Origin of the sequence: Bradyrhizobium genosp. P, from assembly GCF_049949265.1 — a bacterium.
Taxonomy (GTDB): Bacteria; Pseudomonadota; Alphaproteobacteria; order Rhizobiales; family Xanthobacteraceae; genus Bradyrhizobium.
Genome location: NZ_CP188195.1, coordinates 1,171,183 through 1,194,511, shown reverse-complemented (window position 1 = coordinate 1,194,511; position 23,329 = coordinate 1,171,183). Strand labels below are relative to the sequence as shown.

General features: G+C 65.4%; 18 protein-coding genes. 9 read left to right on the top strand and 9 right to left on the bottom strand.

The features are described from left to right. Positions 1–473 precede the first annotated feature (473 nt). Positions 474–1,661, bottom strand: a complete 1,188-nt coding sequence (locus ACP2YO_RS05750) for a DUF2125 domain-containing protein (protein WP_426439875.1) — start codon at positions 1,659–1,661, stop codon at positions 474–476. Positions 1,662–1,771: 110 nt separating this feature from the next. Here ACP2YO_RS05750 and ACP2YO_RS05745 point away from each other — a divergent pair, with 110 nt between their 5' ends. The 3 genes from ACP2YO_RS05745 to ACP2YO_RS05735 all read left to right on the top strand — a co-directional run bounded on the left by ACP2YO_RS05745 (position 1,772) and on the right by ACP2YO_RS05735 (position 7,193). Then, positions 1,772–2,383, top strand: coding sequence for a gamma-glutamylcyclotransferase (locus tag ACP2YO_RS05745; RefSeq protein WP_426439873.1), 612 nt, complete (start codon positions 1,772–1,774; stop codon positions 2,381–2,383). A 228-nt stretch (positions 2,384–2,611) separates the two neighbouring features. Then, entirely contained in the window at positions 2,612–5,890 is a 3,279-nt protein-coding gene (locus tag ACP2YO_RS05740; protein WP_426439871.1) for an efflux RND transporter permease subunit, read from the top strand. Between the two features lie 154 nt (positions 5,891–6,044). Next, complete coding sequence (locus ACP2YO_RS05735) at positions 6,045–7,193, top strand: ABC transporter substrate-binding protein (protein ID WP_426439869.1); 1,149 nt, start codon at positions 6,045–6,047, stop codon at positions 7,191–7,193. A gap of 23 nt (positions 7,194–7,216) precedes the next feature. Here the strand turns inward: ACP2YO_RS05735 and ACP2YO_RS05730 are convergent, their stop codons facing one another. The 4 genes from ACP2YO_RS05730 to ftsE all read right to left on the bottom strand — a co-directional run bounded on the left by ACP2YO_RS05730 (position 7,217) and on the right by ftsE (position 10,471). Continuing rightward, positions 7,217–7,984, bottom strand: a complete 768-nt coding sequence (locus tag ACP2YO_RS05730) for a lysophospholipid acyltransferase family protein (protein WP_426439867.1) — start codon at positions 7,982–7,984, stop codon at positions 7,217–7,219. Positions 7,985–7,997: 13 nt separating this feature from the next. Beyond that, on the bottom strand, positions 7,998–8,708 hold the full coding sequence (locus ACP2YO_RS05725; RefSeq protein ID WP_426439865.1) for a YdcF family protein: 711 nt from the start codon (positions 8,706–8,708) through the stop codon (positions 7,998–8,000). A gap of 139 nt (positions 8,709–8,847) precedes the next feature. Then, on the bottom strand, positions 8,848–9,819 hold the full coding sequence (locus ACP2YO_RS05720) for a cell division protein FtsX (RefSeq protein ID WP_426439863.1): 972 nt from the start codon (positions 9,817–9,819) through the stop codon (positions 8,848–8,850). Then, a complete protein-coding gene (gene ftsE / locus ACP2YO_RS05715) occupies positions 9,812–10,471 on the bottom strand; it encodes a cell division ATP-binding protein FtsE (protein WP_426439861.1) in 660 nt (219 codons plus the stop codon). Before ftsE ends, ACP2YO_RS05720 begins: the two co-directional genes overlap by 8 nt. A gap of 171 nt (positions 10,472–10,642) precedes the next feature. Here ftsE and ACP2YO_RS05710 point away from each other — a divergent pair, with 171 nt between their 5' ends. Beyond that, a complete protein-coding gene (locus tag ACP2YO_RS05710; protein WP_426439859.1) occupies positions 10,643–11,527 on the top strand; it encodes an MJ0042-type zinc finger domain-containing protein in 885 nt (294 codons plus the stop codon). A 35-nt stretch (positions 11,528–11,562) separates the two neighbouring features. After that, the gene (locus tag ACP2YO_RS05705; protein ID WP_426439857.1) at positions 11,563–11,937 is read left to right on the top strand and encodes a response regulator; all 375 of its coding nucleotides are present in this window, start codon (positions 11,563–11,565) and stop codon (positions 11,935–11,937) included. A 344-nt stretch (positions 11,938–12,281) separates the two neighbouring features. Here the strand turns inward: ACP2YO_RS05705 and ACP2YO_RS05700 are convergent, their stop codons facing one another. Beyond that, positions 12,282–14,897: a TIGR02302 family protein gene (locus tag ACP2YO_RS05700; protein WP_426439855.1), complete on the bottom strand. Its 2,616-nt coding sequence runs from the start codon at positions 14,895–14,897 to the stop codon at positions 12,282–12,284. Positions 14,898–15,068: 171 nt separating this feature from the next. On the opposite strand from ACP2YO_RS05700, the gene ACP2YO_RS05695 reads away from it, so the two are divergent. The 4 genes from ACP2YO_RS05695 (at position 15,069) to ACP2YO_RS05680 (ending at position 19,949) form a co-directional block, all read left to right on the top strand. Next, positions 15,069–15,452: a carboxymuconolactone decarboxylase family protein gene (locus ACP2YO_RS05695; RefSeq protein ID WP_426439853.1), complete on the top strand. Its 384-nt coding sequence runs from the start codon at positions 15,069–15,071 to the stop codon at positions 15,450–15,452. Positions 15,453–15,646: 194 nt separating this feature from the next. Then, complete coding sequence (locus ACP2YO_RS05690; protein WP_426434766.1) at positions 15,647–16,687, top strand: IS110 family transposase; 1,041 nt, start codon at positions 15,647–15,649, stop codon at positions 16,685–16,687. Positions 16,688–17,066: 379 nt separating this feature from the next. Beyond that, positions 17,067–17,978: an NAD(P)-dependent oxidoreductase gene (locus ACP2YO_RS05685; protein ID WP_426439851.1), complete on the top strand. Its 912-nt coding sequence runs from the start codon at positions 17,067–17,069 to the stop codon at positions 17,976–17,978. Positions 17,979–18,197: 219 nt separating this feature from the next. Next, positions 18,198–19,949, top strand: a complete 1,752-nt coding sequence (locus tag ACP2YO_RS05680) for a tannase/feruloyl esterase family alpha/beta hydrolase (protein ID WP_426439849.1) — start codon at positions 18,198–18,200, stop codon at positions 19,947–19,949. 219 nt (positions 19,950–20,168) lie between these two features. Here the strand turns inward: ACP2YO_RS05680 and lysA are convergent, their stop codons facing one another. The 3 genes from lysA to argH form a co-directional block, all read right to left on the bottom strand. Next, a complete protein-coding gene (gene lysA, locus ACP2YO_RS05675) occupies positions 20,169–21,434 on the bottom strand; it encodes a diaminopimelate decarboxylase (RefSeq protein WP_426439847.1) in 1,266 nt (421 codons plus the stop codon). Positions 21,435–21,522: 88 nt separating this feature from the next. Beyond that, the gene (gene lptM, locus ACP2YO_RS05670; protein WP_426439845.1) at positions 21,523–21,804 is read right to left on the bottom strand and encodes an LPS translocon maturation chaperone LptM; all 282 of its coding nucleotides are present in this window, start codon (positions 21,802–21,804) and stop codon (positions 21,523–21,525) included. Positions 21,805–21,895: 91 nt separating this feature from the next. Next, positions 21,896–23,293 (bottom strand): argininosuccinate lyase, encoded by a 1,398-nt coding sequence (gene argH, locus ACP2YO_RS05665; RefSeq protein ID WP_426439843.1) that lies wholly within the window; start codon positions 23,291–23,293, stop codon positions 21,896–21,898. Positions 23,294–23,329: the final 36 nt, after the last annotated feature.

The window sequence follows — 23,329 nt, the reverse complement described above, 5'->3', positions numbered from 1 at the left end:
TCATCTTGCAGAGGGCGCAGGGAAAGCCGGGTGCCGATTGCACCCATGGGCCCGGTGCAACAAAAAGCACCGGGGTAGGACCACAGGTGTAACCGGGAACAACCCGGCCTTCCCTGCGCGATGGTCTTCCGGCTTATACGTACTCTCCCCGGTGAGACTGGGCTTTCTTGTCACCGCCGTCAGCAGGAACGCTAGTCTCTCGCTGACAGGACACCTGCCACTAGGGCGTCAGGCCTGCACGACTTCGCCGTCCGCTGCATGCGCACTCGTCAGTTGCGCAATAAGCGTCCACCGCATCTCACCGCAACACTCGTGACGATCGCGACGCGCCCCTCAATCGGGTGAGACGGGTCAATTCATACACTGATTTTCAATTACGATAAACGGAAACATTTTGTCGAAGGGGCTTGACCGGTTTGACTGAGTTGCCCGTCGGGTTACTTTGTCGCACCCGCCCCGTCACGGGATGACGCTCAAAACAGCGGCGGAATCTGCCCGACCTTCAGCGGGCCCAGGAACACCGCGCCATCGGCGAAGCGCAGCGGGAAGCTGCGGGCTTTCTTGCCTTCGAGCGTAGCGCTGATGCCAAGCGAATTGATGCCCGCAGTCAGGCCGGCATTGGCATTCTGCTTGATCGCCTTGCCGAGCCCGGGAATCGCGCGATCGAGCGCGCCGAACAGATTGCTGATGTCCTGGCTCTTCACGCCCGGCGCGACGCGATCCAGTGTCGCCTGCGGCACGCCGTCGTCGAGCATCTTGTCGATGCCGAGCGCGGGGATGACGCGCTCGAGGCCGGCGACCGTCATCTGCAGTTCGCCGTCGATGCGCCCCTGGGCATTGAGGCGCAGCGTGCCGGCGGCGACCGAGAGCAGATCGCCCTGTTCAATCCGCGACTGCATGATCTCGATGCTGCCGCCGGCGGCCTGGATCTCGCGGAAGCGCTGCGGCCACGGTTTCGGCGAAAAGTCCTTCAGCCCGTTCAGTCGCGCATGGATGTCGGCATTGAACGGTTGGGTCAGCAGCGGATGCACATCCTGCAAGGTGCCATCAGCGATCTGCAGCACGGTTTCGATCGCAGGGCTATCCGGCGTCGGCCCGTCGACCTGGCGGCCGTGCAGCTCGATATGGCCGGCGCGCGCCAATGGCGTCTGCGCGCCGCCGCCGATCCGGTCGATGGCGAGATCATCGAAGTCAAGCGAGGCGCGCTGCGGCACCGCCGGGAGACCGACCACGCTGCTACGCCCCTTGCTCCAGTTGATCGACCAGGACGGCGGCGCGCCATGTTCGGCGAGCGTGGCCGGCGCCTTGAATTCCGCGATCACGAGCTTGGGATCGTAGATCTGCGCCACCACCAGGATCTCGGCGAGCCGCGCGACGAACGATGTCTGCGGCGAGGCGGTTTGCGAGACCAGCATCACGCTCGGGTCCGCGCAGCGGATCTCGAGCCGGAACGGGTAACCCGCCACCGAGCGGTTGCCGCAGTCGTAGACCCGGCCGGCCTTCGCCTCCTGCGCGCGCCAGGCGTCGGCCTGCACGCCGACCTGGGAGGCAGCGTAGAACCAGAATCCACTCCACGCCACCGCGGCGATGAGGACCAGGACGGGCACGAAATAGAGGCCGAAACGCGAGCGCCGGCGCGATGCAATGGTCATATCCGACATGCGGCGTCCTTTGGCGTGCGAATTTGTCAAAATCGAAGCGGCAAAGCGGCGCCGAAAGTGCCAGGAATTCACTTCGTTTCCCCCGGATGTTCTGATAGCCCGTCACCGCAATGCCTGCAAACGCCCCCTCCCCTGACCTGTCCGACGGCGACCTCTGGGTGTTCGGCTACGGCTCGCTGATGTGGAAGCCGGGCTTTGAGTTCATCGAACAGGTGCCGGCGCGGCTGATCGGCGAGCATCGCGCGCTGTGCGTCTATTCCTTCGATCACCGCGGCACGCCGGAAAAGCCCGGCCTGGTGCTCGGGCTCGACCGCGGCGGCGCCTGCCGCGGCATCGCGTTTCGTGTCGCAGCAACACTTCGCAACGACACGATCGCCTATTTGCGCGCGCGCGAGCAGACCACCAACGTCTATCGCGAGGTGACGCGCTCGGTGTGGCTCGAGAACGAGGCGCGGCAGCGGGTCGCTGCGCTGGCCTACGTGGTCGATCGCGGCCATGTGCAGTATGCGGGACGGCTGTCGCTGTCGGAGCAACTGCGCTTCGTGCAGCAAGGCCACGGCCGTTCCGGCAACAATCGCGACTATGTGCTCTCGACTGTGGCCTCGATCGAGAAGCAGGGTTTTCGCGACGCGCCCCTGCACCAGCTCGCGGTGATGCTGCATGATGCGGGCGGACTGCATCGGGATGCGCGTGCGGGGGGCGGCGGAATCGATCTCGCCTGACACGCTCCTGCGCAGGGTGGGTGGAGCGAAGCGATACCCACCAACTTCGTGGCGGCGGCCATAAGCGATGGGTTTCGCTTCGCTCTACCCATCCTACGGAGCTGTGCGCCGCGGCTCACAGCACGACAATCGCGGCGGGCGTATGGCGGCGCGCTGTGACATTTAGGCTTTTGCATCGCGGCGCCGACAGATAGAAGCTGGTCCGCAACGACGCCGACCGCGAAGGTTATGAATCTCTCCGCCCCTTTTATCCGCCGTCCGGTCGCTACCACCCTGCTATCGCTGGGACTGGTGGTGGCAGGCGCCATCGCGTTTTTCAAGCTGCCGGTCTCGCCGCTGCCCGATGTCGATATTCCGACCATCCAGGTGCAGGCGACCTTGCCCGGCGCCAGCCCTGCCGACGTCGCCACGACCGTCGCAAGCCCGCTCGAGCGTCACCTCGGCCAGATCGCCAGCGTCACTGAAATGACCTCGTTGAGCTCGCTCGGCTCCGCCCGCATCACCCTGCAGTTCGACATCGATCGCGACATCAACGGTGCCGCACGCGACGTCCAGGCGGCCATCAATGCGGCGCGCGCCGACCTGCCGACCAACCTGCGCAGCAATCCGACCTATCGCAAGTTCAATCCCGCCTCGGCGCCGATCCTGATCTACACCTTGACGTCGGATACGCTGACGCCGGCTGAACTCTATGACGCCGCCTCGACCGTGCTGGCCCAGAAGCTGTCGCAGGTCGAGGGTGTCGGCGAAGTCTCGGTCGGCGGCGGATCGCTCCCCGCCGTGCGCGTCGAACTGATCCCTCCGGCGCTGTTCAAATACGGCATCGGGCTGGAGGATGTCCGCGCCGCGCTCGCCAGCGCCAATGCCCATAGCCCCAAAGGCGGTATCGACGTCGGAGCCCAGCGCTACCAGCTCTATGCCAACGATCAGGCGAGGCAAGCCTCGGACTACAAGCCGCTGGTCGTCGCCTACCGCAACGGGGCCGCGGTGCGGCTCACCGACGTCGGCAACGTCATCGATTCCGTGGAGAATGTGCGGACGGTCGGCCTTGCCAACGGCAAGCCGGCGGTCGTGATGATCGTGTATCGCCAACCCGGCGCCAACATCATCGACATGGTCGACCACGTGAAGGGGCTGATGCCGCAGCTCAAGGCCTCGGTCTCACCCGCTATCGACATCACCCTCGCGGTCGACCGCTCGAAGACCATCCGGGCATCGCTGCACGACGTCGAGATCACACTGCTGATCGCCGTCGCGCTGGTGATCCTGGTCGTGTTCGCGTTCCTGCGCAACGCGCGGGCGACGCTGGTGCCGGTGGTGGCGGTGGCGGTGTCGCTGATTGCGACATTCGCCGTCATGTATTTCATGGGATATAGCCTCGACATCTTTTCTTTGATGGCGCTGACGGTGGCGACCGGATTCGTGGTCGATGACGCCATCGTCGTGCTGGAAAACATCACCCGCCACATGGACGCCGGAATGGCGCGAATGGAGGCCACGCTGCTCGGCGCCCGCGAGGTCGGCTTCACCGTGCTGTCGATGAGCGTATCGCTGATCGCGGTGTTCGTTCCGATCCTGCTGATGGGCGGCCTGGTCGGCCGCCTGTTCCGCGAATTCGCCATGACCATCACGATTGCCATCGTGATCTCGCTCGTCGTCTCGCTGACGACGACGCCGATGATGTGCGCGGTGCTGCTGCGCAGCGATCGCGGCCGGCCGCACGGACGGATCTACCTGAGCAGCGAGCGCATCTTCGATCTGATGCTCAACGGCTACCGGCGGACGCTCGCGATCGCGCTGCATCACCCGGTCCTGGTGATGCTGATCCTTGCTACGACCCTCTACCTGAATTTCCATCTTTACGCGGTCGTGCCGAAGGGCTTCGTCCCGCAGCAGGATACCGGACTGTTGATCGGGTCGATCCAGGCCGATCAGAGCACCTCGTTTCAATTGATGAAGCAGAAGCTCACGCAGTTCATCGACCTCGTCAAACAGGATCCCGCGGTCGAGACGGCGGTGGGCTTCACCGGCGGCGGTGGCGGTCCAGGGCCGGGCGGCGCGACCAACACCGGCACGGTGTTCGCCTCGCTGAAGCCGATCAGCGAACGCAAATTGGCCGCCGACAAGGTGATCGAACGGTTGCGCGATCAACTGGCGACGGTGGCGGGCGCCACCCTGTTCCTGCAATCGGTCGGGGATCTCGGCGCCGGTGGACGCTCCGGCAATGCGGCCTATCAATACACGCTGCAGGGCTCGACGTTCAAGGAGCTGAACGAATGGACGCCGAAGCTCGTCGCCGCGCTGCAAAAGGAACCGGCTCTCGCCGATGTCAACAGCGATCAGCAGAACAAGGCGCTGCAATCCAATCTGATCATCGATCGCGATGCCGTCGCGAGGCTCGGGCTTACAGTCAGCCAGGTCGACAACACGCTCTATGATGGGTTCGGGCAGCGGCAGGTCTCGACGATCTTCGTCGCACGCAACCAGTATCACGTGATCATGGAGGTGGCGCCGGCCTACTCGCAGAATCCGCAGACCTTGAAGGACATCTATATCAGCACCTCGGGCGGATCGGCGAGCGGCTCGCAGACCACCAACGCAGTGGCCGGAACGGTGACCACCAGCTCGCAGACGACCACGATCAATTCGGTCGCGGCCAATGCGGTGCGCAATCAAGCGACCAATTCGATCGGCGCCACCGGCAAGGGCGTCGCCTCGACCGGGACCGCCGTCAGCACCAGCCAGGAGACGATGATTCCGCTATCCAGCGTGGCGCGGTTCGAACAAGGCGAGACGCCGCTGGCCGTCAACCACCAGGATGGGCTGGTCGCCAGCACCATTTCCTTCAATACCCCGCCGGGCGTCTCGTTGAGCACGGCGACCACGACGATCGAGACCGCCATGCGCCAGATCGGCATGCCGACGGGCATTCATGGCGCATTTTCAGGGGCGGCCAAGATCTTCCAGCAATCGCTGGCGAGCGAGCCGTTCCTGATCCTCGCGGCGTTTGCGACGATCTACATCTCGCTCGGCATGCTCTATGAGAGTTACGTTCACCCGCTCACGATCCTGTCCACTTTGCCCTCGGCCGGCGTCGGCGCGGTGGCGGCGCTGATGCTGTCGCACACCGAGTTCGACATCATCGCTGTCATCGGCGTGATTCTCCTGATCGGCATCGTGAAGAAGAACGCCATCATGATGATCGACTTCGCGGTCGACGCCGAACGGCAGCGCGGGCTCTCGTCGCAAGAGGCGATCTTCGAGGCCTGCGTAATGCGCTTCCGGCCGATCATGATGACCACATTGGCCGCCCTGTTCGGCGCGGTGCCGCTGATGATCGGCATGGGTGAGGGCAGCGAGCTGCGCCAGCCGCTCGGCATCGCGATCTTCGGCGGACTGATCCTGAGCCAGATCCTGACGCTCTACACCACCCCGGTTGTCTATCTCTATCTCGACCGCGCCCGGCACTGGCGCCAGCGCCGACGGGCCGCGCGCAGCGCTGGCTGAGCAGACACCAGGCTAGTGCCTGCCGCCGTGCTGCTGCCGCTCAATGTCCCCAATCCGGGGGACAGACCGGACCTGCGAAATCAATTATGTGAAACCGGGGATACCGGCTAGTTTCGGCCGGACAGAAAAACGACGCCCTGGGGGAGGATTGACAATGAGGCTGGCTGCTGCCGGACTTTGGATCGTCGCGAGCACGGTGCTGCTGGCTTCGAACGCGAACGCTGAAATCAAGGTCGGGATCGTGGCATCCGGGTCCGGACCAGGCTCAGCCCTCGGCCAGCCCCAGATGCGCGCGATCTCGGCGCTTCCGAAAGAAATCGGAGGCGAAAAGGTCACCTACATTGCGCTCGACGACGAATCCGATCCCGCCAAGGGCACCCAGAACGCCCGGCGTCTGGTGATCCAGGACGGCGTCGACATTCTGATCGGCTCCTCGCTGACCCCTGTGACCATGCCGATGCTCGACGTAGCCCAGGAATCCAAAACGCCGATCATCTCGCTGGCGGCCGCCACCGCGATCGTGCAGCCGATGGATGACCGCCGCAGATGGGCGTTCAAGGTGGTGCCCAATGACGACCTGATGGCGGCGGCGATCCTCAAATACGTCGCGAAATCCGGGATCAAGACGCTCGGCTATATCGGCGTCTCGGACGGCTATGGCGAAGGCTATTACAAGGAGATCGCCCGGCTCGCGCCGACGCTTGGCATCACGGTCACGACGCATGAGGTCTATGCGCGCTCCGACACCAGCGCCACCGGCCAGGCGCTGAAGGTGCTGGGGACCAATCCGGATGCGGTATTCATCGCCTCCGCAGGCACACCGGCCGTATTGCCGCAGGAAGCGCTGCGCGAGCGGGGCTATGCCGGCAAGATATTCCAGACCCACGGCGTCGCAACGGAAGAATTCATCAAGCTCGGCGGCGCCAACGTTGAAAGCGCCGTGTTCACCGGGGAAGCCTTCACCATCGCCGACGATCTGCCGCCGAACGATCCATTCCGTCAGGCGCGTGACGAATTCGTCTCGGCCTACGAGAAGGTGAACGGGCAGAAGCCGAACATCTTCGCCGCGCATCTGTGGGACGCGGTCACGCTGTTCAAGCGGGCGGCGGCGAACGCGCTGAAGACCGCCAAGCCCGGCACGCCGGAATTCCGGGCTGCGTTGCGCGACGAGCTGGAGCGCGGCAAGGACGTCTATCTGAACAACGGCCTCTCCACGATGAGCCCCACCGACCATAACGGCTACGACGAGCGCTCCGCCTTTCTCATCAAGGTGGAGGGAGGCAAGTTCAGGCTGGTGAAATAGCGCGCAGGCGTGACGTAAACGACCTAACCCTTCGCCGGCCTCGACACCACGCCGAACAGCTGCGCCTGTTCCGCCCGCGCGGCCTCGACGATGCGGTTGGTGGCGGTTTCGATCTGCTCGCGCAGGCGGTTGAGGAATTCGTCGCGCGGCAATCCCGGCGGCAGCGGATCGAGGAATTCGACCACCAGCGTCCCGGGATAGCGCATGAAAGTCCTGCGCGGCCAGAACAGCCCGGAATTGAGTGCGACCGGAAGGCACGGCACGCCGCTCTCGGCATAGATCTGGGCGACGCCGGCCTTGTAATTCGGCGCAGCGCCGGGCGCCGTGCGGGTGCCTTCCGGGAAGATCACGAGCTGACGGCCGCGCTTCACCTCGGCGGCTGCCCGCTTCAGCGTCTTGAGCAGCGAGCGCGGACCGCCGCCGCGCTCGACCGAGATCATGCCGGCCTTCTTCAGGCACCAGCCGAACACCGGGATCATCATCAGCTCGCGCTTGAGAATGAACAGCGGTTGTTCGAAGAAGCGGATCAGCGCAAAGGTCTCCCAGAACGACTGGTGCTTCGAGGCGATGATCAGCGGGCCCTTCGGAATCTTCTCTGCGCCGCGGTATTCGATCCTGATATTGCAGATCACGCGCATCAGGAACACGCTGATGCGCGCCCACACGGCCTCCAGCACCATCACCCCCGACCGCGGCAGCAGCAGCGTCGGGATCGCGACGATCATCAGCAGCACCAGCACCAGATAGAACAGCACGTTGAAGACGAGCGAGCGCAGGAAGATCAAAGCCATCTCTGTCCCAGGTTCAATTGGCCAGCGCCGTGGTCGGACGGCGCGGCATGGCCGCAGGCTCGCCGAGATCGGAGGTCAAATCGAGGCCGAGATCGGCCAACCGAACCCGCATCTCCGCGGCGACATATTTGGCGTATTCCGATAGCAGCAGACGGACCGTCGCGCCACTCGTCCACCAGGGCTCGTCGCGCCATCTGTCGCCGACCACGGCGAACGGGATCAGCGTGACCTCGGGCATCGCATGCGACAGTTCCACGATCGCACGCGGCATGTGATAGTTGGAGGTCACCACGATCAGCGACTTGAAGCCACGCTCATGCGCCCAGCGGCGGGTCTCCGCGGCATTGCTGCGGGTGTTGACCGCCGAGCGGTCGAGATCGACGCAGCAGCGCATCAGCGGCTGGCTGTCCGGCAGCGAGCGCGAGATGTCGCTGGCGTCGTTGGTCGGATGCACGCCCGAGATCAGCAGCCGCTTGCCGTAGCCCGCGGCCAGCAATTCCATCGCATCTGACACCCGCGACGAGCCGCCGGTCAGCACCACGATGCCATCGGCTTCATGGGGCGGATCGGTCTCGACGCCGCGCAGTTGCGAGAGAAAGCCGACGAATCCCATGGCCGCGACGACGAAGACCAGCGCCAGCGACGTGACGACGGCCGCGCGCAGCCAGCCCCGCGGGGGCGCGGCACGGCCGTTCGGCGACGTATCGTCGGTCTGCGAACTCATCTGATGCGGCTGTTCCTTCCCTTGCCAGTTTTAAAGCATGATCAGGAAAAGTGGAAACCGGTTTTTCCGCAAGCGGTCGCGGGATGTTTGCGCTGGGAACATGCACAAACGATGGAGCCACGCGTCCGCCTTGCGGCCGTCACTCGATGTCGTCAAGCGTCGCAAACAGGGTACGCCGCGACGCCCAGGCGGTGATGATCGCGATCATCGCCGCCTGCGCCGCCAGCGCCAGATAGCCCAATGGACGCAGCGAGAAGGTGCCGAGCAGCGCCGCGAACTGGTCGCCCACCGGCGTACCGGAGAACCAGTTGGCGATCGATTCGGAGAAGCCGAACGTCAGCATCGCGGCGCCGCCGCCGATCAGCCCGCCTTCGAGACCTAGTCTGAGGAAATGCCGCAGGAAGCGGTTGGCGATATAGGTGTCGCCGGCGCCGACGAAATGCAGCACCTCGACAATCGGGCGGTTGGCCGCCATCGCGCCGCGCGTGGCGAACGAGACCGAGATGATGGTGGCGATGATCACGAGAATCAGGATGCCGATGCCGGCGAACACGGTGGCGCCGGTCATCGAGCGCATGCGCTCGATCCAGGCGCGGTGATCGTCGACGCTGGCGGTCGGCGCCGCCTGCGTCACCCGGGCGCGCAGCGCGGCGAGATCGAGCGTCGTGCCGGGCTGCACCCGCGCCACGATCACGCGCGGCACCGGCAATTCGTCGATCGAGAGCCCGCTGCCGAGCCACGGCTCCAGCAGCTTCGCCGACTCCTCCTTGCTGAACGGCCGGACCTCGAGGATGCCCGGCTGAGCGCGCATCGCATCCGCCGCCGCCTGCGCGTCACGGTCGAGGTCGCGGCCGGCCGAGGGACGCACCTGGATGGTGATCTCGCTCGCGACCTCCGACTGCCACTCGGCCGCCGACGCGCTGACCAGCAGCACGGCGCCGGTCGTGATCGAGGCGAGGAAGGTCATGATCGCGACGACCGCGACCAGCGCGCGCCCCGAGATCGAGGCGCGCGGCACGATCGGCGACATGTTGCGTGCCGTGGCCGGGAGCTGCGGGCGTTCGCGCCCGAGATCCACCAATGAGACCTGCTCGTCGCCGCTCCTACTCATAGATGTGCAGCCGTCCCTGATGCAGCACCAGCCGCCGCGCCTCGTACTGATCCATCAGCGTGATGTCGTGGGTTGCGATGATGACGGCGGTGCCCGATTTGTTGAGCTCGATGAACAGACGCAGCAGGCGCCGCCCGAGCGTCGGGTCGACGCTACCGGTCGGCTCGTCGGCCAGCAACAATTGCGGCCGCGAGATCACGGCACGTGCGATCGCCGCGCGCTGCTTTTCGCCGCCCGACAGGATCGGCGGCAGCGCGTCCATGCGTTCGCCGAGGCCGACCCATTTCAGCAGATCGATCACCTCGCGGCGATAGCTGGATTCCTCGCGGCCCATGACGCGGAACGGCAGCGCGACGTTTTCATAGGTGGTCATGTGGTCGAGCAGGCGGAAGTCCTGCAACACGATGCCGATCCGTTTGCGCAAATCGGCGACCTGGTCCTTGCTGAGCAGCGAGACGTCGTGGCCAAACAAATTGACCAGCCCGCGGGTCGGCCGCATCGACAGGAACAACAGCCGCAGCAGCGAGGTCTTGCCGGCGCCCGACGGCCCGGTGAGGAACTGGAACGAATGCGCGGGGATCGCAAAGGAGAGGTCGCGCAGAATCTCCGGGCCGAGCCCGTAGCGCAAACCGACATTTTCGAACCGAACCAAGCGCTAGCTCCGTGCGAGAGGGGCGATCGCCCAAAACCCTGCACAATTGGCCCTGAGACCGGCGAACCGGCCGCGAACCGCACAAAAGGGTTGTGCTTCGGTTATGGTTTCCGATTCGTTAACGGTCGCTCTGTAGCATCCGGGCAAAGACACGGTGGAGATAGGGGCTCCATGCACATCGTTTGCCCGCATTGTACAACATCCTACGCCATCAATCTGGCCACCCTGGGCGACGCCGGGCGGACCGTGCGCTGTTCCCGCTGCAAGGAGGTCTGGCTGGCGCGGCCGGAGGATGCCGTCGACGCCGCGATGCCCGCGATGGCGGCCGCAGGCCAGTCCGCCGGCTCCGACGCTGCCGCGGAATGGGAGGCGATGGCCCGGCAGGAGGACGCCGGGGAGACCCCTGTGGTCGACAGCCCCTCGATCTCGTCCGACTGGCCGGAGGGCAAAGACACGGCGGACGAGGACTGGCCAACGGTCGCCAAGGAGGATGCCGAGGCCCATCTCGACGCTGATCCCGCGGCGGGGGCCAAACACCGCTTCCGCCTGCCACGCCTGTTCCGTCCGAACCTGTTCCGCCTGCCCTCGCTGCCCCGAATTCCCTTCATGCCAGTGATCGGCACCCTGCCGACCACCTGCGCGGCGATGGGCGCGCTGATCCTGGCGCTATTCGTCTGGCGCAACGATGTGGTGCGGCTGCTGCCGCAGACGGCGCTATTCTACAAGATGGTCGGGCTCGACGTGAATCTGCGCGGGCTTGCGTTCAAGGACCTCAAGATCACCAACGAGACCGTCGATGGCAAGCCGGTGCTGGTGATCGAGGGCATGATTGTCGGGCAGACCCGCAAGGCGGTCGAACTGCCGCGACTGCGCTTTGCGGTCCGCGACGCGCAAGGCGCCGAGATCTATGCCTGGAACGCGGTGCTGGAGCAGGCCATGCTCAAGCCCGGCGAACAGGCCTTCTTCAAGTCGCGCCTCGCCTCGCCGCCGCCCGAGGGCCGCAATATCGACATACGCTTCTTCAACAAGCACGATCTCGTCGGCGGCCGCGCCTGAGCCGCGGCGCCGCTGTTTTTCGGGAATGAACCGTTATGCCGCGCGTCCTGATTGCCGACGACGAAGACTCCATGCGCACGCTGGTGGCGCGCGCCATCGCCATGGACGGCCATGAGATCGTCACCGCGCAGGACGGCGCCGAGGCGCTGGAGCTGCTGACGCAGGACCAGGGCGCGTTCGACCTGCTGCTGACCGACATCCAGATGCCCGTGATGGACGGCATCGCGCTGGCGCTGACCGCGGCGCGCGACTTCCCGGATTTGAAGATCCTGTTGATGACCGGCTTCGCCGACCAGCGCGAGCGCGCCTCCGGCCTCAATGCGATCGTCCATGACGTGGTGACGAAGCCGTTCTCGGTGGCCGATATCCGCACCGCGGTGGCGGACGCGCTGGCGGCAAGGAAGGCGTAGCGCTCGATCGGCCCAACACACACACACTGTGTCATGCCCCGCGAAGGCGGGTATCCAGTACGCCGCGGCCTCTCGATTCAAGCACTGACGTCTCTGGAATACTGGGTCGCGCGGTCCATGTGCGCAATTGCGCACAGGCCGCGCGATGACAGCGGGAGATGCGCGGCATCGCGCCGTCATCGCGAGCAGCCGCCACACACTGTGTCATACCCCGCGCATGCGGGGTATCCAGTACGCCGCGGCCTCTCGATTCAAGCACTGACGTCTCTGGAATACTGGGTCGCCCGGTCCATGTGCGCAATTGCGCACAGGCCGGGCGATGACAGCGGAGTGTGTGGCGAACCTCAATAATCCTTGAGCAGCCGCTCGATGTAATCGAGCTCGATCTGCGGCCGCGACGGGTCGGCGAGGCGGCGGCGCAGTTCCTCGAGGATGCGGCGCACGCGCTGCACTTCGATCTCGCCGGGAATCTTCACCGTGTAGTCGTCGCCGAATTCGCGGCCATGCAAGGGGCGGCCGAGCGGGTCGGTCTGGTTGCCGCCGCTTTGCTGGCGGCCGGCGCGGTTGCCGCGGCCGTCGCCCTGCTGGTCGCCATCGCCCTGCTGCATGGCGTCGGCGAGATTCTGGGCGCCCTTGCGCAGCGCGTCCAGCGCACGCCCCTGCGAATCAACCGCGCCATCGGCGTTGCCTTCGCCGAGCCGGCCGCCGGCGTCGCCCATCGCGGAATCGGCCTGATCGAGACCGTCCTCGCCGTCGCCGCTCTGGTCGCCCTGCTCGCCTTGTTGTCCCTGCTGCCCTTGCTCGCCTTGCTGGCCTTGCTGGCCCTTCTGACCGCGCTGATCCGGTCCCATGCCTTGCTTGGCCAACTGGTCCTGCAGCTTCTTCAGCCGGTCGCGCAGCGCCTGCTGATCCTGCTGCAGGTCGGACATCGACTGGTCGCCCTGCTTGCCGCGCATCCGGTCGCGCCGCGAATCCTGGCCCTGCTTGTAGGTCTTGTCGCGCAATTGCTGCTGCTTGCGGATCATATCGCCGAGCTCGTTGAGCGCCTGCTCCATGTCCTGGTCGCCGCCCTGACCGGGCTGCGCCATCTGCAAATTCTCCAGCATCTGCTGCATCTGCTCGAGCAGCTCCTTCGCAGCCTCCTTGTCGCCGGAGCGCGACAGCCGCTCCATGCGATCGAGCATGTTCTTCAAATCGTTCTGGCTCAACATCCTGGTGTTGGGATCGAGCGGCCGGGCCAGGGCTTGCGGATTGTTGCGAAGCTGCTCGGCGAGCTGGCGCAGGAAATTGTCCAGCGCCGCGCGCAGATTGTCGGTGAGCTTCTTGATCTCCTCGTCGGTCGCGCCCTGCTCCAGCGCCTGCTTGAGCGCGTCCTGCGCCGCGCGCAGCGCCTTGTCGACATCAGTGATGTTGCCATCCTCGATGGTGACGGCAAGCGCCCACATGCTGGCGACGACCTCGCGCAGCTGGTCGTCGGTGCGCGCCGCCTCGAGCTGCCGGGCCACGCTGTAGAGGCCAAGATAATGGCCGGTCTCCGGCGTGAACATCTCGGGCGCGATCATCAGCGCGTCGAGCGCGGTGAACACCTGCCCGTTCTGGTTGGCGTCGAGCGCGAGTGTCCGGCGCTGCTCGATCAGCGCGCGCGCGAGCGGCTTGGTGAACAGACGCTCGGGCAGCCGCATGTTGAACGGCTCGCTCTTGCCCTCATTGCCGGCTTCATCCTTCGCGGTCAGCGTCAGCGTGACGTCGGCGCCGGCGTAAGGGTCTTCGCTGAGATCCTTCACCGTCTGGCCGACGCCGTTGCGGGTGCGGGCGTTCGGCAGCACCAGCGGAAACTGCGGCGGATCGAACAACGGACGCGTCTCGGCGGTTTTGGTGGCGTCGCGGTTCGGATCCTTCTGAGCCTGGCCCGGGCGGAGCGCGACCTGAGCGCGGGCTTCGGTGACGCCGTAATCGTCCTCGAGCTTGTAGGACAGCTGCATCGCCCCGCGCGCCTGCCGCTCCGGATTCTTGGCGAGCGCGATGGTCGGCGGGCGGTCGGCGGTCGCGGTGAACTTCCACAAGGGCTGGCCGGCTGGCGCGCGGACATGCGCGGTGCCGTCGCCGGCGATCTTGAAATGCCGCTCGTTGGTGCCCTTGGGCGCCTCCTCGCTCGGCGCAATTTCGGTCACGCCGCCACCGACCACGACGTCGATATTGCCGCCGCTGGAGCGCACCAACAGCGTAGAGCCGGCCGGAACCGCGAGCGGGCCACTCTCGGCCGCGGCAGCGTCCTTGTTGGCGTTCGACAGGATGATCGGCGGCTTGCCGGTATAGTTCGGGGGCGTCACCCAGGCGTCGACCCGGATGTTGGCCGGCGCCATGATGCCGTTCCAGTCGAAGGCGGAGGCGACCCGCAGGCCGCGCTCGTCGCCGGCCGCAACATAAGTTGCGACCAGCATCACGATGACCAGCGCGCGCAGCGCCCAGGGATCGTGGATCGAAAGCTTCGGTGACGGCAGACCGGCGCGGATGCGCTTGATCGAGGCCAGCGTGCGCTCGCGCTGCGCCTGCCACAGCGCGCGGGCGAACGGATCCTGCGTCGTCAACGTGTCGGACAGCGTGGTCGCCGGGCGATGGCGAACGCCGGCGCCGCGGTCGAGCCGGCTCAGGGCCTCTTCACGGGTCGGCCAGCGGAAACGAACCATCGGCAGCAGCGCCGCGAGCGCGGCCAAGGCGAACAGGGCAGCGCCAGCCAGCCGTGCGGCAAACGGCAGCACCAGCCACAGCCCGGCCCATGATGCGACCAGGAACAGACCGGCGACCGTCAGGAACCGCGCCAGATGCGGCCAGGCCCGCTCCCATGCGATCGATAGCTTTGCCCGCTGCAGAGCCTGCGCCAGCTTCAGCCGTGCGATCGCATCGCTGTCGGCCACGCCGCGTGACGGGTTCTCTGACGGGTCGAGGTTGGCACCGTTCAATAAAATCTCCGGGTTGCCGGCAGATCACCTTAGCACAGCGGCGGCATTGAGGCACCCATTTCAGGGCGTAACCCACACCCGGAAATACGCATAACACGAAGGCGTGACGGCGGCCGTTCGACCCCGTAACGTCCCGGCCCGAACCATCGCTTTAACGGATGAGGAAACGTCATGGACCAGAAAACGCACGACAAGGGGCTCGAGATCCGCAAGGCGGTGCTCGGCGAGGCTTATGTCAACAACGCGCTGAAGAACTCCGACAGCTTCAACAAGCCATTCCAGGAACTGGTCACCGAATACTGCTGGGGCGCGGTGTGGGGCCGCGAGGAGCTGCCGCGCAAGACGCGCAGCATGCTCAACCTCGCCATGATCTCGATCCTGAACCGGCCGCATGAATTGAGGGCGCACATCAAGGGCGCGCTCACCAACGGCGTCAGCCGCGACGAGATCCGCGAGGTCTTCATGCAGGTGTCGATCTATGCCGGCATCCCCGCCGGCGTCGACAGCTTCCGCATCGCCCGCGAAGTGTTCGCTGAGCTGGACGGCAAGGCGTGAGAGAGGCGTGACCACCTCCCCATCGTCGTCCCTGCGAAAGCAGGGACCCATAACCACAGGCCTTCGTGGTTAGAAACGCTGGAGCCCCAGCGTGACGCAACAATCAGGAGCGGTGGTTGATGGTGTGGACGGCCCCCTACGGCATCAGTGTGCCAGAATGAGGTTGTTGCAAATCTCAGACAAGGGAGCCGTCCGTGAGAGAGATTATCCGCATTGGAATGGATACGTCGAAGTATATTTTTGTGCTGCATGGGGTTGATGCGGCGGAACAGCCTGTGTTGCGCAAGAAGCTTGCGCGCAAGCAGGTGCTGGAGTTCTTCGCCAAGTTGCCGCCGACCGTGATCGGGATGGAGGCCTGCGGGGCCTCGCACCATTGGGCACGGGAGCTTCGCAAGCTGGGCCACGAGGTGAAGTTGATGGCGCCGCAATTGGTGAAGCCCTATGTGTCGCGGAACAAGAACGACGGTCGGGATGCGGAGGCGCTGTGTGAAGCGATGAGCCGGCCGAGCATGCGGTTCGTGCCGGTCAAGACGGTCGAGCAGCAGGCCGCGCTGATGCTGACGGGTGTCCGCGCTGGATTGATCGCCCGGCGCACCCAGCTCGGCAATATGATCCGCGGCCATGCGGCGGAGTTTGGCCTGATCGGGGCCCAAGGGACCGACAAGATCGAGCCGCTGCTGGCGCGGATTGCGCAGGACGAGACGCTTCCTGCCCTGGCACGCGAGCTGTTTACGGTGCTGGGCCGCGACTACACCAGACTCGTGGGCGAGCTGCAGGAGATCGAAGCCAGATTGATGGCCTGGCACCGCTCCGACGCCGTGGGCCGGCGTCTGGCGCAGATCCCTTCTGTCGGGCCGATCGTTGCAACGACGCTCGTGATGAAGACACCCGATCCCCATGCTTTCCGCTCCGGCCGTCACTTCGCAGCCTGGCTCGGCCTCACCCCCCAGGATCACTCCACCGCCGGCAAAACCAGGCTTGGCAGGATCACGCGGGCGGGCGACGAGGACCTGCGCCGCCTGCTGGTGATCGGGGCAACGGCGGTCATCCAGCAGGCCAGACGCGGGCGCGGCCATCACTCGCGCTGGCTGCTGGCCCTGATCAAGCGCAAGCCACCGAAGCTTGCCGCCGTGGCGCTCGCCAACAAGGTGGCCCGCATCGCCTGGAAGCTGATGGCGACCGGCGAGAGTTATGACGCCGCACGGATCAATGCCACCGCGGCAGTCGCCGTCTAACAGATTGGCCGGCTGGCGGGCTCGCTCGTCAGCCGACCCGGAGCTGCAGGAGCAGATGGAGCGATCGATCGAGCAACGATGCGAGACAGTCCGTGGGACCCATCGGCCGTCAACAGGCCGCGTGGTTGTTTGGAACTCGCATCGCGCAAACCATCTTGGCCAGCGATCCATCCGATCGCACTCAAAAGGCCGGACATATGGATGCAAGCGATCCGATCCGCTCAAAAAGCTCTTGTGCCACGGGGGCCGTCCACATATGGAGCCCCAGCGTGACGCAACAATCAGGAGCGGTGGTTATGGGTCCCTGCTTTCGCAGGGACGACATCGAATGTGAGGCGCGCGGCTGCGCTCGCAATGACGCAAGGGAGAAAACTACACCATGGACATCGGATTCATCGGCCTCGGGAAAATGGGTTTCCCGATGGCGCGCCGGCTGATCGAGGCCGGCCACCAGCTCACCGTGTTCGACACAAGCAAGGACGCTGTCGGCAAGCTCACAGCGCTCGGCGCCGCGGCTGCATCGTCACCGAAGGACATCGCCGACCGCGTCGAGACCGTGATGGCGAGCCTGCCGTCGCTGCAGGCTTCGCTCGAAGTTGCAACCGGCGCCGGCGGCGTGATCGAGGGCACCCGCGTCAAGCGCTTCATCGATCTCTCCACCGTCGGCTCGCAGATGGCGGTCAAGATTCATGATCTGCTGGCGAAGCAGAACATCGTGCAGATCGACAGCCCGGTCTCTGGCGGCGTCGGCGGCGCCGAGAAGGGCACGCTCGCGGTGATGGTGTCGGGGCCGAAAGCCGATTTCGAGCTGGTGAAGCCGGCGCTCGACGTGATCGGCAAGGTGTTCTTCATCGGCACCAAGCCGGGCTCCGGCCAGACCATGAAGCTCGCCAACAACTTCCTGTCGGCGACCGCGATGGTCGCGACCTCGGAAGCCGTGGTGATGGGCGTCAAGTCGGGGCTCGATCCGGCCGTGATGATCGACGTCATCAATGCGGGCTCGGGACTAAACACCGCGAGCCGCGACAAGTTTCCCCGCGCCGTCTTGCCGCGCACCTTCGATTTCGGCTTCGCCACCGGACTGATGGTGAAGGACGTGCGGCTCGCGGTCGAAGAGATGCGGTCGCTCGGGCTGTCGATGGAGGTCGCCGAAGCGGTCGGCCGGCTCTGGGAAACCATCATCCGAGACGAGGGGCCGGAGTCGGACTTCACCGCGGCGATCAAGCCGATCGAGAAGGCGGCCGGCGTGATCGTCGGCGGCGGCAAGGGCGGCGCGCACGCGGCGAAGTAGCGGAGCCCGGAACACGCCTGAGTGGCATGTCCGGCGATTCATACCCGTCGGACGTGCAACCATATCGCAAGGCGATGCCTCGCTCGGTCACAAGCAGACTTCGCGTTGTCGTATGGTGCGCCGCGCTCGTGACGCTTTCGCACGAGTTCATCCTTGAGTTGTGATCGCGGTCGGCTATCCTGCCTGTCCCACGACTACAAAAAAATCAGGGAGGACAGAATGAGGCGTGATCCACGCTATCTCGTCGGCGCGACCGTAGCCCTGTTGGCCGGAGCAGTGTTCACCAGCTCGCCCGCGGCGGCAACGCCGTGCAGCAATCTCCAATCCTTGCAATTGCAATACGCCACGATCAATTCGGCGACCGACAACACCACGGGCACCTTCGTCGTCCCCGGTTCCAATCCCCCCACCACTCTCACCGGCCTTCCGCCCTTCTGCCGGGTCACCGCGACGCTGACCCCGAGTTCGGATTCCAGCATCAAGGTCGAGGTCTGGCTGCCTGAAAGCGCGTGGAACGGCAGGTTCCTCGGCACCGGCGGCGGCGGCTTCCAGGGTCAGATCACCTACACCGAGCTCGCCAGCGGCATCCAGGCCGGCTTCGCTGCGACCAATAGCGATCTCGGCACCGGATCCTCGGGCTGCAACCCGCTGTTCTGCGGGTCAGACGGCAATATGGGCAATGCGCTCGCGATCGACTTCGGCGATCCGACGGCGCCGTCGACCGGCCTGTTCGGGCATCCCGAGCGGATCAAGGATTTCGGCTACCGGGCCATCCATTTGATGACCGTCCACGGCAAGGAGATCGCCAAGGCGTTCTATGGCCATCACGCGCAACGGGCCTATTTCGCCGGCTGTTCCACCGGCGGCCAGAATGCCCTGATGGAGGCGCAGCGCTTCCCCGACGACTATGACGGCATCCTGGCGGGCGCCGCGGCGTTCAACCGCACCCATCTGCACATGGCAGGGCTTGCGGGCTGGCAGAACACCCATGCGAGCCCCGGCCGGTTCATCCAGGCCGGCCAGATGACGCTGATCAATCAGGCCGTGCTCAAGCAGTGCGTCGGCCAGGACGGCGGCGCCAGCACCGACCCGTTCCTGACCGATCCGCGCGACTGTCGTTTCGATCCAAAGGCCCTGCTCTGCACCGGCGGTCAGCTGCCGCCGGCATGCCTGACCGCCGACCAGGTCACGACCATGCAGAAATACTACGCCGGCGCGATCGACCCGGTGAACGGGCAGGTCATCAATCCGGGCTCCGAGCGCGGCAACGAAACCGACGACCTGCTCGCCCTCGGGCTGGCGTTCCAGGAGCGGCTTCCCGAGCCGGCCTTCGACGGCCTGTTCTACTGGGTGTTCGGACCAAGCTTCGGCTACCCTGCAAGCGCGGTGAATTTCGCCAATTTCGACTTCCACCACGCCGTCGACACGGTCGACGACCAGCTGGCTGCGGTGCTGAACGCGACCAGCACCGATCTCAGCGACTTCCGCGGACATGGCGGCAAGCTCTTGATGTATCACGGCTGGGCCGACCCGCTGATCCCGTCGCAGAGCAGCATCAACTACTTCAACGCGTTGGTCGGCAATGACGGCCGTGGAGTCCAGCAGGCCGGCTTCTTCCCGGGTGGCAATTTCCCGGGTGGCAGTCCGGCGCTGCAGCGGACCCAGACCTACGCGCGGCTGTTCATGGTGCCCGGGATGTACCACTGCTCCGGCGGTCCCGGCCCCAACACGTTCGACGCGCTGACACCACTGGTCAACTGGGTCGAGACCGGCGCTCCGCCGGAGACGATCCTTGCGACCAAGTTCGTCGCCGATACGCCGCCGGCGGTGCAGATGACCCGGCCGCTCTGCCTTTACCCCAAGGTCGCGAAGTACAACGGCAGCGGCAGCACCAGCATCGCCGCCAACTTCACGTGCGTAGCTGATGAGAACGACCACAACCAGACGCCGGCGCCGAAATACGGGCCGTGAGGCGATATCTCCACTTGCTCGGATCGCCTCTCCCCTTGCGGGAGAGGCCGCAGCGCATGCAGCGAAGCGTAATGCGGTGCGGGTGAGGGGTTACGGTCTATCGAGGGATTTCGGCCGAACGGACAGACCTGAACCCCTCACCCGGAATTCAAGCTGCGCTTGAATTCCGACCTCTCCCACAAGGGGAGAGGTGGGAACACGCGGCTACACTGCCGCTTGTCACAGCCACGGCGCGGGCTTGTCCATCGCGATCAGCGCGTCGACGTCGATGCGCGGGCGCACCACCGCATACTGGTCGTCCTTGACCAGCACTTCCGGCACCAACGGCCGCGTGTTGTAGGTCCCGGCCTGCACCGCGCCGTAGGCACCGGCGGTCATGATCGCCAGCAGATCGCCGGCCTTCGGCTCGGCGAGCCTGCGATCGAGCGCGAGGTAGTCGCCGGTCTCGCAGACCGGGCCGACCACGTCGGCTGTGATGGTCGGGGTATCAGGCGCCGGCTGGCGCACCGGCAGAATGTCGTGATGCGCCTCGTACAGCGTCGGCCGGATCAGATCGTTCATCGCGGCATCGATGATGATGAAATTCTTCGCATCGCCCGGCTTCACATAGATCACGCGGGCAACGAGAATGCCGGCATTGCCGACGATCATGCGGCCCGGCTCGAACATCAGCGTGCAGCCGAGATTGTGGGTCACGCGCTTGACCATCGCGGCATAGGCAGCCGGCGCCGGCGGCGCGGCGCGATCCATGTAATAGGGAATCCCGAGGCCGCCGCCGAAGTCGATATGCGAGATGGTGTGGCCGTCGGCGCGCAGCGTCTGCACGAATTCGGCCAGCAGCCGGAAGGCGGCCTCAAGCGGTCCGAGATCGGTGATCTGGCTGCCGATATGAACATCGGTGCCAGTCACCTTGATGCCCGGCAGCTTGGCCGCGCGGGCATAGACCTCGCGCGCACGAACCAGCGGAATGCCGAACTTGTTTTCCGACTTGCCGGTCGAAATCTTGGCATGCGTGCCGGCGTCGACGTCGGGATTGACCCGCACCGAAATGCGCGCGGTCTTGCCCATCTCGACCGCAAGCTGCGACAGCAGTTCGAGCTCCGGCTCGGACTCGACGTTGATGCAGAGGATGTCGGCCGCAAGCGCGGCGCGCAGCTCGACCGCGGTCTTGCCGACGCCGGAGAACAGGATCTTGGAGGGTGGAATGCCGGCCGCCAGCGCCCGCTTCAACTCGCCGCCCGAGACCACGTCGGCGCCGGCGCCGAGCTTCGCCAGCGTGCGCAGCACCGACTGGTTGGAGTTCGCCTTCATCGCGTAATGGATGAGGGCCTTCTCATCGGCAAAGGCCTCGGCAAAGACGCGGTAATGACGCTCCAGCGTCGCCGTCGAATAGCAGTAGAACGGCGTGCCGACGGCTTCCGCAAGCTCGATGAGATTGACCGCCTCGGCGTGCAGCACGCCGTTGCGATAGTCGAAATGATTCATGGTTCGCTCTATGGCGTTTTAGGCGACGTGGGCCGCGTCGGCAAAACGCGTCGGGCAAGGGCCGAAGCGGCAGCGCCCGGACCCTGCCCTAGTTACTATTGAGCAGCGGATCGAGGATAAAGGGTCTCTTGTTGCCTTTCGGCGCGGCCGGCGCGGCGTCCGTTCCGTAGGTCGAATTGAACAGGCTGGGCTGGCTCGCGCGCTCGGTCTCGGTGTCGCTGCTGGTCGCCTGCGCCGTCGCAGGGGCGCCTGACGCCGTCGGCGGCAGATCGAGCGGTCCCTTGCGGCCGCAGCCGCCCAGCGCGAGAGCTGTGGCGCAGAGCACAATGGTGGCCCATCCCGACCGGGTCAGGCTTGTCTTGCTAGTCACGACGAAATCCCCAATTCGGGCTGCACCATACAAACATTGCCACGCTCTGGCGAGACCCGGGCCTCGCTGAAATGACAACGAAATTTTCCATTCAGCCCAATTTTCGCTCTTTTTCCAGCCGCTTGGCCCAGGCTTTGGCCTGTGCCAGCACATTCTTCGGCGCCGTTCCGCCGAACGAGGTCCGGCTCTTCACCGACGACTCCACGCTGAGCACCTTCAGCGCATCCGCGGTGATCTCAGGCTCGACCTCCTGCATCGCCTCCAGGGGCAGTTCGTGCAGCGCCACACCCTGCCCGGAGGCCAATCCGACGATCCGCCCGGTGACGTGATGGGCGTCGCGGAACGGCATTTTCAGGGTGCGCACCAGCCAGTCGGCCAGGTCCGTCGCGGTGGCATAGCCTTCGCCGGCAGCCGCTTGCATGCGTGCCTCGTCGGCAACGAGGTCCTCGACCATGCCGGTCATGGCGCGGATCGCGAGCGACAGCGCGGCGAAGGCCTCCATCGCGCCCTGCTTGTCCTCCTGCATGTCCTTTTGATAGGCGAGCGGCAGGCCCTTCATCACGATCAGGAGCGCGGTGAGCGCGCCGATCACGCGTCCCGTTTTGGCGCGCACCAGCTCCGCCGCGTCCGGATTGCGCTTCTGCGGCATGATCGACGAGCCTGACGTGAACTTGTCGCTGAGCCTGACCAGGCCGACCAGCGGCGAGGTCCAGATCACGATCTCCTCGGCAAAGCGCGACAGATGCACGGCGCAGATCGAGGCCGCCGACAGCGTCTCGAGCACGAAATCGCGGTCGGATACCGCATCGAGCGAATTGGCCATCGGACGATCGAAGCCGAGCGACTTTGCGGTCGCGACGCGGTCGATCGGAAACGAGGTGCCGGCGAGCGCGGCGGCGCCCAGCGGCGATTCGTTCAGCCGCTTGCGCGCATCGGCAAAGCGGCCGCGGTCGCGGCCGGCCATCTCGACATAGGCGAGCAAATGGTGGCCGAAGGTCACCGGCTGTGCCGTCTGCAGATGGGTGAAGCCCGGCATCACAGTGCCGGCGTGCTCCAGCGCGCGGGCCACCAGCGCCTGCTGGAACGCGGCCAGCGCCGCATCGGTTTCGTCGATCGTGTCGCGGACATAGAGACGGAAATCGGTCGCGACCTGGTCGTTGCGCGAACGCGCGGTGTGCAGCCGCCCCGCGGCCGGCCCGATCAGCTCGGACAGGCGGCTCTCGACATTCATGTGGATGTCCTCGAGCGCGCGCTTGAAGTCGAAATCGCCCTTGGAGATCTCTGACAAAATCGTGTCTAGACCTTTGCCGATATTTTTCGCATCAGCTGACGTGATGATGCCTTGTGCGGCAAGCATGGCCGCGTGGGCCTTGGACGCGGCGATGTCCTGAGCATAAAGGTGACGATCGACGTCGATGGAGACGTTGATTTCCTCCATGATCGCATCGGGACGCTCCGAGAACCGGCCGCCCCACATCTTGTTGCTCATGACTTCTCGCTCACGACTTTGTATTCAGGCCACGCC